Annotated in this window: 12 protein-coding genes; 5 read left to right on the top strand and 7 right to left on the bottom strand. The window is 67.9% G+C overall.

Going from position 1 to position 14,613, the window contains the following annotated elements:
• Positions 1–177: 177 nt before the first annotated feature.
• The 3 genes from JF52_RS0104995 to JF52_RS0104980 all read right to left on the bottom strand — a co-directional run bounded on the left by JF52_RS0104995 (position 178) and on the right by JF52_RS0104980 (position 3,916).
• Positions 178–996, bottom strand: a complete 819-nt coding sequence (locus JF52_RS0104995) for an energy-coupling factor transporter transmembrane component T (protein ID WP_033105274.1) — start codon at positions 994–996, stop codon at positions 178–180.
• Positions 993–3,281, bottom strand: a complete 2,289-nt coding sequence (locus JF52_RS17715; RefSeq protein ID WP_235272323.1) for an energy-coupling factor transporter ATPase — start codon at positions 3,279–3,281, stop codon at positions 993–995. The genes JF52_RS0104995 and JF52_RS17715 overlap by 4 nt, the downstream gene beginning before the upstream one ends.
• Positions 3,282–3,373: 92 nt before the next feature.
• Positions 3,374–3,916 carry an ECF transporter S component gene (locus tag JF52_RS0104980; protein ID WP_033105273.1) on the bottom strand — a complete coding sequence of 181 codons (543 nt, stop codon included), beginning with the start codon at positions 3,914–3,916 and terminating at the stop codon, positions 3,374–3,376.
• A gap of 474 nt (positions 3,917–4,390) precedes the next feature.
• Here JF52_RS0104980 and JF52_RS0104975 point away from each other — a divergent pair, with 474 nt between their 5' ends.
• Positions 4,391–7,333, top strand: a complete 2,943-nt coding sequence (locus tag JF52_RS0104975; protein WP_160175025.1) for a S8 family serine peptidase — start codon at positions 4,391–4,393, stop codon at positions 7,331–7,333.
• A gap of 211 nt (positions 7,334–7,544) precedes the next feature.
• On the opposite strand, the gene JF52_RS17710 is transcribed toward JF52_RS0104975, so the two are convergent.
• The 3 genes from JF52_RS17710 to JF52_RS0104960 all read right to left on the bottom strand — a co-directional run bounded on the left by JF52_RS17710 (position 7,545) and on the right by JF52_RS0104960 (position 10,440).
• Positions 7,545–9,113 (bottom strand): HNH endonuclease signature motif containing protein, encoded by a 1,569-nt coding sequence (locus JF52_RS17710; RefSeq protein ID WP_052166759.1) that lies wholly within the window; start codon positions 9,111–9,113, stop codon positions 7,545–7,547.
• 74 nt (positions 9,114–9,187) lie between these two features.
• Positions 9,188–10,117 (bottom strand): pirin family protein, encoded by a 930-nt coding sequence (locus tag JF52_RS0104965; protein WP_033105271.1) that lies wholly within the window; start codon positions 10,115–10,117, stop codon positions 9,188–9,190.
• Entirely contained in the window at positions 10,114–10,440 is a 327-nt protein-coding gene (locus JF52_RS0104960) for a GNAT family N-acetyltransferase (protein ID WP_033105270.1), read from the bottom strand. Before JF52_RS0104960 ends, JF52_RS0104965 begins: the two co-directional genes overlap by 4 nt.
• Positions 10,441–10,518: 78 nt before the next feature.
• Here JF52_RS0104960 and recQ point away from each other — a divergent pair, with 78 nt between their 5' ends.
• Complete coding sequence (recQ, locus tag JF52_RS0104955; RefSeq protein WP_033105269.1) at positions 10,519–12,597, top strand: DNA helicase RecQ; 2,079 nt, start codon at positions 10,519–10,521, stop codon at positions 12,595–12,597.
• Positions 12,598–12,716: 119 nt separating this feature from the next.
• Here recQ and JF52_RS0104950 read toward each other — a convergent pair whose 3' ends face one another.
• Positions 12,717–13,148 carry an OsmC family protein gene (locus JF52_RS0104950; protein ID WP_033105268.1) on the bottom strand — a complete coding sequence of 144 codons (432 nt, stop codon included), beginning with the start codon at positions 13,146–13,148 and terminating at the stop codon, positions 12,717–12,719.
• A 2-nt stretch (positions 13,149–13,150) separates the two neighbouring features.
• On the opposite strand from JF52_RS0104950, the gene JF52_RS16275 reads away from it, so the two are divergent.
• From JF52_RS16275 to JF52_RS0104940, 3 genes are read left to right on the top strand one after another with little or no spacing between them, the layout of a single operon-like run.
• Positions 13,151–13,774, top strand: coding sequence for an ATP-binding cassette domain-containing protein (locus tag JF52_RS16275; protein ID WP_052166758.1), 624 nt, complete (start codon positions 13,151–13,153; stop codon positions 13,772–13,774).
• Positions 13,729–13,923, top strand: coding sequence for a hypothetical protein (locus JF52_RS16435; RefSeq protein WP_052166757.1), 195 nt, complete (start codon positions 13,729–13,731; stop codon positions 13,921–13,923). The genes JF52_RS16275 and JF52_RS16435 overlap by 46 nt, the downstream gene beginning before the upstream one ends.
• Complete coding sequence (locus JF52_RS0104940) at positions 13,923–14,594, top strand: methionine ABC transporter permease (RefSeq protein ID WP_033105267.1); 672 nt, start codon at positions 13,923–13,925, stop codon at positions 14,592–14,594. The genes JF52_RS16435 and JF52_RS0104940 overlap by 1 nt, the downstream gene beginning before the upstream one ends.
• Positions 14,595–14,613: the final 19 nt, after the last annotated feature.

Below are 14,613 nucleotides of genomic sequence, written 5' to 3'. Positions count from 1 at the left end.
CCGCTGTCGGCTCGGAAATGATCAGCGCGACGAAAGGAGAAAGTGCCGGTTTCACGGCGTCAGAACCGGCACTTTTCTCCTTCGAACACGCGCATCCGCTCGGTGCGCAGCACTTCGAGGTGCAGGAGCACAGTCGTCTCGGGCCCCACCATCTTGCTGAATGCCATGCGATGCCTTTCAGGCGGGTTGCCAGGGGAAGAGCACGATGAAGATCGCGGCGGATGCTGCGAGAAGCAGGACGATGAACACGACGTCGCGTGTGCGGAAGGGCACGAGATGGCGTTCAGTGCGGGTGGGATGCGCGCCGAAGGCGCGGGCATCCATGGCCAGGGCCACTCGCTCGGCATGACGGATCGCTCCGGCGAGCAGCGGCACGATGTACCCCCAGCCCCTGGCGATGCGCGCGAACGGGCCGCGACCGCCGTGATGCCCGCGTACGCGGTGCGCGGCGCGGATCACGCTGAGCTCGTGCCCGAACCGGGGCACGAACCGGAAGGCTGCGAGCGCCGTGTAGCCGACGCGGTATGGCACCCGCAGCTGCTGGATGCTCGCGCGCACCAGGTCAGGACCGCTCGTGGTGAGCCCGCCCACCAGCGCGAGCGCGGTGATGGCGCCGAGCCGCAGCGCGGTGGCGAACCCGACTTCCAGCGCGCCGGTGAAGAGGGTCCAGCCGCCGATCCGCAGGAACGATGCGGTGTCGTCGACGAGCGCGGCATCCACCCACAGCGAGAAACCGATGCCGATCACGAGCATGGCGACCGGTATCACGACGAGCAGAAGCAGCAAGAGGCGCCAGGTCAGCCGCGCGCCGATCAGGATCAGCGCATATGCGAGCACGAGTAAGGCAGCAGGTGTGGCGAGGTCGCGCACGAAGACCAGCAGGATCATCGCGGGGGCGACTGCGGCGACCTTCCCCAGCGGGTTCAGTGCGTACAGGAACTCGCGGCGCGAGGCCCTGACCATCGCGGCATACGGGTCGATGACGGTGGTGCTCATGACGCCGCCGTCCCTGCATGGGAAGCGAGCATGCGCTGCAGTGCGGGGAGCCGCAGCCCGGCGGTGGCGAAGACCTGCTCATCGCGGAAGAGGTCGTCGGTGCGGCCGGTGGCGTGCACGCGTCCGTCCGAGAGCACGACGGTGTGCGTGGAGTGTTCTGCGACGAGTTGCAGATCGTGCGTGACGATCACGATGGTCGTGCCTTCGCGGCGCAGCGACTTCAGAAGAGCGAGGAGCTCGGTGGCTCGTGCGCGATCCTGCCCGAATGTCGGCTCGTCGAGTGCGAGCACGCGGGGGCCGGTGATCAGCGCGGTGCCGACCGACAGTCGTCGCTTCTCGCCGCCCGAGAGCAGGAACGGATGCACGTCCGCCTTGTGCTCCAGCCCGAAGCGCACGAGCATCTCGTGCACGCGCTGCGCGATCTCCGCGTTCGACATTCGCGATCCCTGAGCCTGTCGAAGGGTGAGCCCGTGCGCGAGTTCGTCAGAAACGGTGTGCGCGATGAACTGGTGCTCCGGGTTCTGGAACACGAAGCCGATGCGCGCGGCGAGATCGCGCGGTGAGGCCGTGGCAGGGTCCAGACCGTCGACGTCCACCTGGCGCTTCCGCGGAGGAACGACTCCGGCGAGCGCCTGGATGAGCGTGGTCTTGCCTGCGCCGTTCGCCCCGACGATCGCGGTCAGGCTGCCGGTCTCGATGTCGAGGTCTATGTCGTGCAGGATCTCGCGTCGTCCGCGCGTGACGGTGAGTCCGCGGGCGCGGATGAGGGGGGCCGGCGGTCGGGGAGGTTTCGACTCGCCTTCGGCTCGCTCAACCCGTTTCGTCTCGCTGCGCTCGCTCAATGTCCCGCGGGGGATGGGCTCGCTCAATGTCCCGCGGGGGATGGGCTCGCTCAATGTCCCGCGGGGGATGGGCTCGCTCAATGTCCCGCGGGGGATGGGCTCGCTCAACGTTCCGCGGGGGATGGGGTCGCTCAACGTCCCGCGGGGGATGGGCTCGCTCAACGTTCCGCGGGGGATGGGCTCGCTCAACGTTCCGCGGGGGACGCGGTCGCTCAATGTTCCGCGGGGGATGGGCTCGCTCAACGTTCCGCGGGGGATGGGGTCGCTCAACGTCCCGCGGGGGATGGGCTCGCTCAACGTTCCGCGGGGGATGGGCTCGCTCAACGTTCCGCGGGGGACGCGGTCGCTCAATGTTCCGCGGGGGATGGGCTCGCTCAACGTTCCGCGGGGGATGGGGTCGCTCAATGTTCCGCGGGGGATGGGCTCGCTCAATGTCCCGCGGGGGATGGGCTCGCTCAATGTCCCGCGGGGGATGGGCTCGCTCAACGTTCCGCGGGGGATGGGGTCGCTCAATGTTCCGCGGGGGATGGGCTCGCTCAACGTCCCGCGGGGGATGGGCTCGCTCAACGTCCCGTCGGAGACGCGGTCGCTCAACATCTCCGCGAGTTCAACCGGCGTCAGCGGCAGCGGCGCATCGTGAGACAGGATGCCGCGCTCGCGCAGCATCCGTGCCGTCAGCGTCGCAGCCGGCAGCCACACGCCCATCGAGACGAGCTCTTCCGTGTGCCCGCGGAGGATCTCGTCGACCGGACCGTCGAATGCGACGGTGCCCGCCTGATCGAGCACGATCGTGCGCGTCACGAATTCCATGGCGGCGTCGAGGTTGTGCTCGACGAGCAGGATCGCGCGGTCACCGGCCGCGACCACATCGGCGAGTGCGGCGTAGACGTCTTCGATGCCCTGCGGGTCGAGGTTGGCCGTCGGCTCGTCGAGCACGAGGAGGGGCGATCCCATCGCGAGGGCGCAGGCGATCACCAGTCGTTGGCGGCCGCCGCCGGAGAGACGGTCGGGGTTCTCGTCGCGACGCTGCCAGAGTCCGACGCGGCGCAGGGCGTCCTCTGCGCGAGCGCGCACCTCGTCCAGCGGAAGCAGCAGGTTCTCCGGTCCGAAGGCCACCTCGTCGTACACGGTGCCGGTGACGATCTGGGCGTCGGGGTCCTGGAACACCATCGCCACGTGCGTGCTGAGCGTGGCGGTGTCCGAGCGCGCGGTGTCGATCCCGCCCGCTTCGACCGTGCCCGTCATCGTCGCGGGCAGGGCGTGCGGGATCAGACCGTTCAGCGCGAGCGTGAGCGTCGACTTGCCCGAACCGGAAGGGCCCAGCAGCAGCACGACCTCGCCTGGCGCGATGTCGAAGTTCACGTCGCTCGGGGAGGGGCGCGCGGCATCGGCGTGCGTGAGGGTGAGATCACGCACGCGAAGAAGGGGCGCGGATGAGCGCACGGCGGAACCCCGGATCGATGGAACGTACCGTTCTAACTTAGCTGAGCCTTACCTGATTCGCCATCGAGCCATCCGTGTTGGGCTCTTCGGGATCAGCGGTGCGCGACGCCTGCTCTGCCCAGGGCCGAACCGACCGCGAGTCCGATGGCGGTCCAGGCGATCGGGCCCAGCAGGGACAGCACGAGGTACGCGATCTGCGCCCACAGCGGCAGAGATCCCAGATGCGCGACGAAGAAGACCACGACCGCGACGATCACGCCGATCACCATCGCCGAGATGAAGAATCGCCATGCCCCCCAGACCCGGTAACGGGTGAGGGCGGCGACGCCCTCCTGGATCGCGCCGAAGAGCAGTGCGGTGCCGATGAAGCGCAGCGCCCACGCAGGGTTGAAAGCACTGGACACGAGCGCCGCGATCACGTGGGTGATCAGTGCGACGAGCGGCTGACGCAGCACCTCCTGCGCGATGATTCCTGGCAGCACGTGGGCCCCGAGCAGCAGGCCGTACGCGTACGGAGCGGTGAACAGCACGAACGGCGTCAGCACTCCCGCGATCCCGCCGACGATGCCGGTCGCGACGCCGATGGCCGCGCACACGAGCAGCACTCTGGTCGACAGGGGAGGGGTTCGCGCCACGTCTTCAGCCTACTTGCGCCAGGGCGGTCTCGGCCGCGCCGGCAACCGTGCGATGCGCCGCTCGTCGCCTCGACTGCCGCGGCACCGTTCCTCGTCCATCCGGCGGCGTGGACCGTACCGCTCGCGACCGCCGTCACCGTCGGAGTGTCGCGCATGGACACCCGCCGCGCGCCTTTGCGCGCGGACCGGTATCTCGGGCGTCTGCACACACCAGAGCGTGTGTGAGCGCTCTCCAAACGTCTCCATACGGCTCTCCAAACGTCTCCATCTCTCGCAGATCTTTCGCCAGATCGGCATCTGGTGCGGTCGGTGCACGGACGCTAAGTTGATCGACTGTGCGGCAACGTAGCCGCAGTTCGCAGACCATCGGAGAGACACATGGGTCGATCACCCTTCCGATTGGCGATGGCCGTCACAGTGGCCGCAGTCGTCATCGGATCCTCGGCAACAGCCAGTTCCGCAAGCGTCGAGGGGGTGACACATCCCACACCTGTGGAGGGCACGCCAGGGCATTACATCGTCATGATGAAGGGCGACCCGCTCGCCACCTACGAAGGAGACACGAAGGGCCTCCGCAGCACCAAACCGAAGCAGGGCAAGCAGCTCGACGCCCGTTCGGCTGACTCGCAGAAGTACATCGCGTACCTCGCGAACGAGCAGCGCAAGCTCGCGCAGGCAGAGGGCGTCACGACCGACGCGACCTACCAGGTGACGCTCAACGGCTTCAGCGCCGACCTCACCAGTGATCAGGTCGACGCATTGCGGTCGTCGAAGGACGTGCTCGGGGTGTTCCCTGATGAGGTCCGTCATCCCGACGCGCAGACCTCCACCGACTTCCTGGGCCTCGGCGATGACGCCGCGGGTGCAGGCGGTGTCTGGGACGAGACCGGAGGCGTGGACAACGCCGGCGAAGGTGTCGTTGTCGGCGTGATCGACACGGGCATCGCGCCGGAGCATCCGTCATTCGCGGGCGACAAGCTCAAGAAGCAGAAGCAGAGCGGCAACGACCCGTACAGCGACGGCTCGTACGTGTACTTCGACAAATCCGATGGCGGTCAGTTCCGCGGAGCGATCGTGCAGGGCCAGGACTGGGACAAGCGCGACTACTCCACCAAGCTGATCGGCGGGCAGTACTTCTCGGCCGGTGCCACGGCGGCGGGATTCGACTTCCAGTACGACTACCTCTCCCCGCGTGACGGTGACGGGCACGGGTCGCACACCGCCAGCACGGCGGCAGGCGCTTTCGGGGTCGACGCCGCGGTGAACGGCGTCGGGCTGGGCACGATCTCGGGTGTGGCGCCAGCGGCGAAGGTCGCGGCGTACAAGGCCTGCTACGTCGGTCCGGACGCGTCGGTCACCGACGATGACATCTGCGCGCTCAGCGACCTCATCTCTGCGATCGATCAGGCCGTCGCCGACGGCGTCGACGTGATCAACTACTCGATCGGCGGCGGAGCGGCGACCACGGTGCTCGCCCCGGATGACATCGCGTTCCTGAACGCCGCTGCGGCCGGCGTGTTCGTGGCGGTCAGCGCCGGAAACGACGGACCCGATGCGGTCACCACCGACCACGCCTCGCCGTGGTACACCTCGGTCGCCGCATCCACGATCCCGACCTGGGAGGGGACGGTCGTGTTCGACGGTCTCGCTCAGGCCGGAGCATCCGTCTCGGTGCCGTTCGGTGAGACCGTGACCGGTCCGTCGATTTACGCCGCGGATGCCGCGGTTGCCGGCGCGGTCGATCCTCGGCTGTGCCTGCCAGGAACGCTCGACCCTGCGAAGGCCTCCGGGCGCATCGTCGTCTGCGATCGCGGCAGCAACGCACGTGCGGAGAAGTCGCAGGTCGTGAAGGATGCGGGCGGCATCGGCATGGTGCTCGTGAACGTTCCGGGCGAGGCCGACTCGCTCGACAACGACTTCCACGCTGTGCCGACCGTGCACCTGGCATCGGCGCATCGCGAGGCGGTTCTCGCCTATGTCCAGGGCGGCGTCGACCGGCCGATCTCGCTGGTCGGCGAGAACACGACGGATGAGGTGACTCCGGTGCCTCAGATCGCCGGATTCTCCAGCCGCGGGCCGGTGCACGCCGACGGCAGCGATGTCATGAAGCCGGATATCGCGGCTCCTGGCGTGGCTATCCTCGCTGCGACGAACAATGCTCGCAAGGATGCTCCGACCTTCGGCATCCTATCCGGCACGTCGATGGCGTCGCCGCACATCGCCGGTCTCGGTGCGCTGTATCTCGGCGAGCGTCCGAACGCGACGCCTGCCGAGGTGAAGTCGGCGATGATGACCACCGCCTACGACACGGTCAACGCCGACGGCTCGGCGAGCACCGACCCGTTCGCCCAGGGTGCGGGGCAGGTCGATCCTGGCCGCTTCTTCGAGCCGGGGATGCTGTATCTCAACGGTGTCGCGGATTGGGCGGCGTTCATCGAGGGCAAGGGTCTGGCGGAGTTCGACGGCATCGAGCCGATCGACGGCAGCGACCTCAATCTCGCCTCGATCTCGGTCGGAACCCTTGCCAGCGAGCAGACGGTCACCCGCACGGTGACGTCGACCGAGGCGGGCACGTTCACGGCGAGCATCGACGTGCCGGGGGTGAGTGCGACGGTCGAGCCTTCGACGCTGAGTTTCGGCGGCGCCGGTGAGACGGCCACGTACACTGTCACGTTCGACAACGAGAGCGCGCCGGTCGAGCAGTGGGCGACCGGATCGCTCACCTGGTCGAGTGAGTCGAACTCGGTGCGCTCGCCGATCGCGGTGTTCCCCGTGACGGCGGATGCACCGGCCGAGGCGGCCGGAACCGGTGTTGACGGCAGCACGGTCGTCGAGATCACTCCGGGGGTGGACGGCGAACTGCCGCTCAACCTCGCCGGTCTCACGCCGTTCCAGCTGCTCACTGATCCCGCGCGTCCCGTCGACGGGCATTCGGGCGACGAGGGCTCAGGCGATGCGAACAAGGACGTCTCGTGGGTCGTTGATGTTCCGGAGGGCACCACGCTGTCGCGGTTCGATCTCGACTCGTCGGATGACGAGGGAAGCGACCTCGATCTGACGGTGTACCGCGTGGTCGGCCCGGACGATCTGCGCTACTACGAGCGCTGGCAGTCGGCGACCGCCTCGGCCGATGAGCAGGTGACGCTGCCGACCCCGACGGCCGGCACGTACCTGATCGTCGCGAACGTGTACTCGACGACCGCGCCGATGACGTGGGACATGACCTACGCCGACGTGGCACCGGGCGGCGAAGGTGCGCTCACGGCGACGCCGAACCCTCTCTCCGTGACACAGGGAGAGGCTGCAAGCTACGAGCTGAGCTGGAGTGGCCTCGCCGCTGGCACGAAGTACCTCGGCGTCGTGCAGTACGGCGAGTCCGCAGTGCGCACGATCGTCTCGGTCGACACCGGACGGTAGAGAGATCGGCAGTAGAGCTACTCGCCGGTAGAGCTACTCGCCGGTAGAGCTACTCGCCGGTAGAGCTACTGCCCGGATGGGAAGGGGCGCCTCGTGCACATGCGCGGGACGCCCCTTCGTCGTCGGTCACGCGGACTTGCCTCGCGCACGCTCCATCGGTAATCCGGCAGCGCATTCACGATCGGCTGACCACCCCGCCGAAGACTAGCCCTCACACGAACATCACGCGCAGCGGAGCTTCGTCGGTGTAGGTGCGTCCGAGCGGGCTGGTCCACAGGATCACGCCGTCGTCGAGCTGCTTCGCTGTCCATCGATCGCGAGCATCGACGTCGGGATGCTTGAGCGGATGGTGGCTGGTGCAGAACAGGCACAGGTTGCACAGTGCTGTCGGCCCGCCCTTGGCGTGGTCGTGGTTGTGGTCGATCTGGCAACGGTGTGCGGGCGCGCGGCAGCCGGGGAAGCGGCAATGCTGGTCGCGTGCGCGCAGGAACCGTTTCATCCCTGCGGTCGGAACATAGTTGTCGGTCTCGACGACCATGCCTCGCGGGTCGAGGAACGCCCGATCCCAACTGCCGGCGCGACCCGCCAGGATTCGTGCGGCATCAGGAGTCATGGGGCCGTGACCGGTGAGCTCGGCCATCGCGTCGTCGTCGCCCGCGAGCGTCGATGCGCTGATGGTGATCTGAACAGTGGCCTTCACGGATCCGAGTGCTGTGGTGGTGACGCTGGTGGGCGTCGTCGTCAGCAGCAGGTCGGCGAGGATGTCGGCGCGGAGCTGATCTTTGGTGCGCGTGTCGTATTCGAGCGCGCCGTAGCCATCGTGCATCGGCGTGGAGTCATGGACTGTGTCGTCGTCGCGGGCCACGTCGTCGAAGTGCTCATCACCGATGAAGTCGTCGAAGTGCTGACCTTCAGCGGGAACGGTCTCCGCGTCGCCTGTCGGACGCTCTGCCGCTGCCTTCTCCCACGGCGCAGGCTTCTCCATCGAATGCCGGAACTCATTCTCGAGATCGATCGGCGGTTCGGGATCGAAGGGCGTCTGCTGTGCGAGGGCGGCATCGCGCTCGGCCCGGATCTTCGCCAGCGCGGACCGGCGGGGTCGGCGCTGCCCTTCCGGCCGCGCATGAGTGACATCATCGGCCATCGCCGTCAGTCGGTCATGGATGGCATAGGCGAGGAGCTCGGGCAGGATCGCGGTGAGCACCGCCATCCCGTCGCCGTCGGACTTGACGGTGACCGTGCGCTCGGACCGCGCCCGGCGATGCTGCTCTTCCATTCCTTCCGGATGCACCGCCGCGGCTACGCCACGCGCGTGCGTGCGCGTGCGAGCGGCGGTGTCGTTCTCTGCGAAAGGCAGAACCTGTTGTTCGTACTCACCGCGCAATCGTGCCGCCTCGGGATGGCCGCTCACATTCGGAGCCGCGGCGACGATGACGTCTGCATGCCGCTTGCTGATGGCCCCGGACGCCAACGAGGCCAGAGTCTCTGGGAACATGCGCGCCAACGCCCACGCGTCGGTGATGTGAGTGGCCGCCGTGGTCGGCGGAATGTGTCCGGCAGCCGCGTACTCTGCGCACATCGACCGGAACGCGATCTCATCAGATCCCGGTTCCAGCGAACGCTCCTGCGCCAACATGTCGAGACGCTCGGCCAACAGTTCAGCGCGTTGCGCATCGAGGGCGCCGATCTGCTTGCCCAACTCGACCCAGCCGTCGAGCAGCTCCCCTTGACGCACGAAGGATTCCTCGAGTGCCGGTCGCGGTGGGCTGATCGTTGCCATACCTCGAGTCTAGAACATACCATCGAAGATAGCAAGAAAATATCGAGGCTATATTCGATTCTTTGCGCGCGTGCTCAGATCCTCCGCCGCCGCGGCTTCAACCTCACGTTCGGCAGTTCGGGTGCGGGGATCCGCTCGGTCCCGTGGGTCACCACGTGCCCGAAGCGAGCGGATGCGGCATCCGGTGTCTCCCAATCGGCACGCGCCTGAGCGATCTCATCGTGGGTGCGGCCGGCGAAGTTCCACCACATCACCAGGTCCTCCTCGAACGGCTCGCCGCCGAGGATGAAGAGCAGCCCGCCTTCGGCGCTCGAGACGGAGACGTCCGAGCGCGCGTCCCCGAGATACAGCATCTCGTTGCGCGCCACCGCGCGCCCGTCGACCGTGACATCGCCCTCGACCAGCACGATCGCGTGCTCCCACGCCTCATCGAGCGGCAGCGCGACGCGGCTCCCGGCGGCCAGCGCGATCTCCGCCCCGACGATCGGCGTATGGGCCGTCGCGGGGGAGCGTGCCCCCGCGAACTCGCCGAGCACGACCGTCGCTATGGCATCCGAACCTGAGGAAGCCGGGACCGCCACCGTGGGAAGTGACGTGTGCTGCTCGAACCCACCCGCACCATGCCTGGCCGACTCCGGCAGCACGACCCAGAGCTGTAGGGCGTCGAGCGGGATCGGATCCTCGCCGAGTGAGTACTCGGAATGCGAGATGCCATTCCCGGCCGTCATGAGGTTCAGCTGTCCGCGCTTCAGCGTCACATCGCTGTCGACCGAGTCTCGGTGTCGCATGTCGCCCACGAGGGGCCAGGTGACGGTCTGCAGCCCGATGTGCGGATGCGGTTCGACGCGCATCCGCACCGGCCCTGGCCCGAAGCGATCGAGGAAGCACCACGCGCCGACCGTCGGCAGGTCGCGGTTCGGCAAGGTGCGCAGCACGCTCATGCCGCGCACGCCGCCGAGCGGCACCTCACGCGGTTCGAGCGAGATGGTGCGCCGGCCGATCATCGGCCTGTGGCATCCGCCGGGTCGGTCGGAAGCTTCGGCCAGCGGATCTCGGCGCCCTCGACCTCGTGGGTCTTCAGGTACTTCGCGATGTAGGGGCAGTACGGCACGATCGTGTCGGCGGATGCTGCGGCATCCGCCAGCGCGCGTTCAGCGAGAACCGAAGCCAGACCCTTTCCCTGGAACGCGGGATCGACCTCGGTGTGCACGAAGCGGATCTCGCCCGGTCGCTGATCGAATTGCGCGAAACCGGCGAGGACGTCGCCGACATGGATCTCGTAGCGAGAGGCTTCGTCGTTGCGGGTGACGGTGGTGTCGTCGGTCATGGCTGCTGCTCCTTCGCGTCCGCTGGTTATCCCCACCCTAGGACGGCCCGCGTCCGCGGGGGTCGTTACGCTGGAGGGATGCCGCAGACATCCCGTGACCCGTACGAGGATCTGCCGTGGGATCCGGCCGAGCCCGACCCCTGGGAAGACGCTCCTCCGCCCGAAGAGATGGATTGGGAACCGCAGGGACCAGGATACGAGCCGCCGCTCGACTGGGGTCAGGGTCCGACGACACCAGTGGTGACGGACCCTTCGACAGGCTCAGGGAACGGAAAACGCACGACGCCGGCGCGCTATGCGACCGCGCGTGAGGCGCTGCACACGGTCTTCGGATACGACGCGTTCCGCGGCGACCAGGAGGCGATCGTCGATCAGGTGATCGGCGGTGGGGATGCTGTCGTGCTGATGCCGACCGGCGCCGGAAAGAGCGTCACCTACCAGGTGCCCGCGCTCGTGCGCGAGGGCACCGGACTCGTGATCAGCCCGTTGATCGCACTCATGCACGATCAGGTCGACGCGCTGCGCGCCAACGGCGTGAACGCGGCGTATCTGAACTCGACGCAGTCGGCATCCGAGCGCTCCGAGGTGGAGCGGGCATACGTCGCAGGCGAGCTCGATCTCATCTACGTCGCACCGGAGCGGCTGTCGAATAGGCAGACCACGACACTGCTGCAGCGCGGCACGCTCAGCGTCATCGCGATCGACGAGGCGCACTGCGTGTCGCAGTGGGGCCACGACTTCCGCCCCGACTACCTCGCACTGGGCGACCTCGGTGAGCGATTCCCCGGGGTGCCGCGCATGGCGCTCACCGCCACCGCGACCCGCGCCACGCACAAAGAACTCAGCGAGCGTCTGCAGCTCGACGGTGCCCATGGAAGAGCGCGAGCCCAGCACTTCGTCGCGAGCTTCGATCGCCCGAACATCCAGTACCGCATCGTCCCGAAGGTCGACCCGCGCAAGCAGCTGGTGCAGTTCATCCGCTCGATGCAGTCGTCCGCCGACGCTTCGACAGGCTCAGCGGGCGAAACTCAGCCGGCGGGCATCGTCTATGCGCTCAGCCGCAAGTCGGTCGAGCAGACCGCGACGTATCTCGCGGCGCAGGGGCTCGACGCCCTGCCGTACCACGCGGGACTTCCCGCCGAGGTGCGATCGGCCAACCAGTCGCGGTTCCTGCGCGAGGACGGGGTCGTGATGGTCGCGACGATCGCGTTCGGCATGGGCATCGACAAACCCGACGTGCGCTTCGTCGCTCACATCGACCTGCCCAAGTCCGTCGAAGGCTACTACCAGGAGACCGGTCGCGCAGGACGCGACGGTGAGCCCGCGGTGGCATGGATGGCCTATGGCCTCGGCGACGTCGTGCAGCAGCGCCGCATGATCGACCAGAGCCCCGGCGATCGCACGTTCAAGATGCGGATGGGGCAGCACCTCGATGCCATGCTCGCCCTGTGCGAGACCGTCGAGTGCCGGCGCCAGAACCTGCTGAGCTACTTCGGTCAGGAATCGGGCCCCTGCGGCAACTGCGACACGTGCCTCGAGAAGCCCGAGACGTTCGACGGCCTCGTGCCGGCGCAGAAGCTGCTGTCGACGATCGTGCGGCTCAAGCGCGAGCGCAACCAGGCGTTCGGTGCCGGCCACCTCATTGACATCCTGCGCGGATCATCGAACGATCGCATCCGCCAGCAGAAGCACGACGGCCTCGCGACCTACGGCATCGGAGCCGACCTGTCGGATCAGGACTGGCGCAGCGTCGTGCGACAGCTGTTGGCGCGCGGCATCCTCGTCGCCCAGGGCGACTACGGCACGCTCGCCCCCGGCGCGGTGGCGGCCGGAGTGCTCAGCGGCGAGACGCCGGTGCCGCTGCGCAAGGACACCATCGGTCGGGTGAGCGTGAGTCGCGCGCGCAAGACGTCGGCGGCGTCGGATGCTGTCGCCGAGGGCGACCGTTCGCTCTTCGAGGCCCTGCGGGTGTGGCGCGCCGAGACGGCGCGGGAGATCGGGAAGCCGGCGTACATCGTGTTCGGTGATGCGACCCTGCGTGCGCTCGCCGAGATCCGTCCCGCATCCATGGGCGATCTCGACGGCATCACCGGTATCGGCGAGAAGAAGCGCGAGTCGTACGGCGATGCCGTGCTCGCGGTGGTCGCCGCGAACTGAGGGTTGCGGAGTCGGTGTGGTTTCGACTCCCTTCGGTCGCTCAACCCGTTTCGTCTCGCTCCGCTCGCTCAACGACCCGCGAAGCAGATGGTTCCCTCGCGGGGGTCGTTGAGCGAGCGTCAGCGCGTCGAAGCCGGCTCTCCAACGAACTGCTCGGAGTGCACGGCGACGGTCGCGGCGTCGCCGATGAGCTTCGACACCGGACAGCGGGCGTGCGCGGCTGCGAGCACGCGCTCCGTCTCCGCGGCATCCGCATCCTGCACCGAGAGGAACGCGTCGACGTGGAACTCGTACCCGGTTCCCGCTGCGGCATCGTGCAACTCCACTTCGACCCGCACCGCGGTCTGCACGCGGCGCGCGACCACGGCCTGCGCCGTGGCGTTCAGACATGTCGCCCAGGCGAGCGCCAGCAGCTGCTCCGGGTTCGTCCCCGCCGGATCGCGGTCGGGGTTCAGCGGTGACGACACCGTCACCGTCAGTCCATCCGGAACTGCGGCCGTCCCGTCTCCGCCGTCACGATTGATCGCCTCTGTAAGGAAAGCGGCACGCATCGATGGAAACCACGGGCACGACGATCGTCGAGTTCAGCGACGTCAGCAAGTACTACGGCGACCGCTCCGACCAGCCGCCGGCGCTCGACGGCATCGACCTGAGCATCGATCGCGGCGAGATCTTCGGCGTCATCGGCGAGAGCGGTGCCGGCAAGACGACGCTCCTCGAACTCGTCAACGGGCTCATCACGGCCGACCGCGGTGAGGTGCGCGTCGACGGTGCGACCATGGCCGGGCGCAGTCGCCGCGAGATGCGGATGCTGCGCCGGCAGGTCGGCGTCGTCTTCCAGGGCATCCACCTGCTCAGCAGTCGCACCGTGCGGCAGAACGTCGCGCTCGGACTCCAGATCAGCCGCAGGGCAGGCATCCGCCGCACGCGTGCCGAAGAGCGGGCCGCCGTCGATGAGATGCTCGCCTTCGTCGGCCTCACGCATCGCGCCGACCATCACCCGGCCGAGCTCAGCGGTGGGGAGAAGCAGCGCGTCGGACTCGCCCGCGCGCTGGTCACCCGCCGCCGCTGCTGCTCTGCGACGAGCCGACCTCTTCGCTGGACGCCAGCACGACCGCCGAGGTGCTCCGCGTGCTGCTCGACGCCCGCGAGAAGTTCGGCACGACGATCGTCGTGATCTCGCACGACCTCGACGTCGTGAAGGCGATCTGCGATCGCGCGCTGCTGCTCGAGAAGGGGCGCATGCGCGAACTCTTCGCGGTGAAGAAGACCGACCTGCGCGCGATGCCCAGCTATCACGAACAGGTCAAGCGGGAGCTGATGTGATGGGCTGGCTCACCGACCTCCTCTCCGAGTACGGCGCGGACATCGCCGAAGCGCTCGCCGAGACCGGGTACATGATGCTCGTGTCGTTGGCGGCGGCTGTGCTGATCGGACTCCCGCTCGGGATGGTGGTGTTTCTCACGCAGCGCGGCGGCATCGCCGAGAACCGCCCGGTCTGGACGATCGCGAACATGTACATCAACATCGTCCGCTCGTTCCCGTTCCTGCTGCTCGTCGTCTTCCTCATCCCGTTCACCCGCGCCGTGATCGGCACCAGCTTCGGCACGCAGGCGTCGACCCTGCCGCTGTGCTTCGTCGCCGTGGCCATATACGCCCGGCTGGTCGAGCAGATCCTCCGGGAGATCCCGCCCGGCATCTCCCGCGTCGCGGTCGCGATGGGAACCACGCTGCCGCAGGCGGTGTTCCGCGTCCTCCTTCCCGAGGCACGTTCCGGACTCGTCTACGCGCTCACCTCCGCCGCGATCAGCCTGCTGTCGTACTCGACCGTGCTCGGCGTCGTGGGCGGCGGCGGCATCGGCGACTTCGCGATGCGCTACGGCTACCAGGAGTACAACGACGCGCTCATGTACATCACGATCGCGATCATCGTCGTCTGCGTCCTGGTGATCCAGGCGGTCGGACACCGCGCCTCCGAGAAACTCGACCACCGCTGAGCGGCCCACGCCGGATGCC

The organism is Microbacterium profundi, from assembly GCF_000763375.1.
GTDB classification, from domain to species: Bacteria; Actinomycetota; Actinomycetes; order Actinomycetales; family Microbacteriaceae; genus Microbacterium; species Microbacterium profundi.
The sequence above is the reverse complement of the archived record's forward strand: the minus strand, read 5'-3'. Positions and strand labels throughout refer to the sequence as shown.

What these genes read in the sequence shown, in the direction of transcription:
- JF52_RS0104995 (WP_033105274.1), bottom strand. Translation starts at nt 996, where the DNA reads ATGAGCACCACCGTCATCGACCCGTATGCCGCGATGGTCAGGGCCTCG.
- JF52_RS17710 (WP_052166759.1), bottom strand. Translation starts at nt 9,113, where the DNA reads ATGGCAACGATCAGCCCACCGCGACCGGCACTCGAGGAATCCTTCGTG.
- JF52_RS0104965 (WP_033105271.1), bottom strand. Translation starts at nt 10,117, where the DNA reads ATGATCGGCCGGCGCACCATCTCGCTCGAACCGCGTGAGGTGCCGCTC.
- JF52_RS0104960 (WP_033105270.1), bottom strand. Translation starts at nt 10,440, where the DNA reads ATGACCGACGACACCACCGTCACCCGCAACGACGAAGCCTCTCGCTAC.
- recQ (WP_033105269.1), top strand. Translation starts at nt 10,519, where the DNA reads ATGCCGCAGACATCCCGTGACCCGTACGAGGATCTGCCGTGGGATCCG.
- JF52_RS0104950 (WP_033105268.1), bottom strand. Translation starts at nt 13,148, where the DNA reads ATGCGTGCCGCTTTCCTTACAGAGGCGATCAATCGTGACGGCGGAGAC.
- JF52_RS16275 (WP_052166758.1), top strand. Translation starts at nt 13,151, where the DNA reads ATGGAAACCACGGGCACGACGATCGTCGAGTTCAGCGACGTCAGCAAG.
- JF52_RS0104940 (WP_033105267.1), top strand. Translation starts at nt 13,923, where the DNA reads ATGGGCTGGCTCACCGACCTCCTCTCCGAGTACGGCGCGGACATCGCC.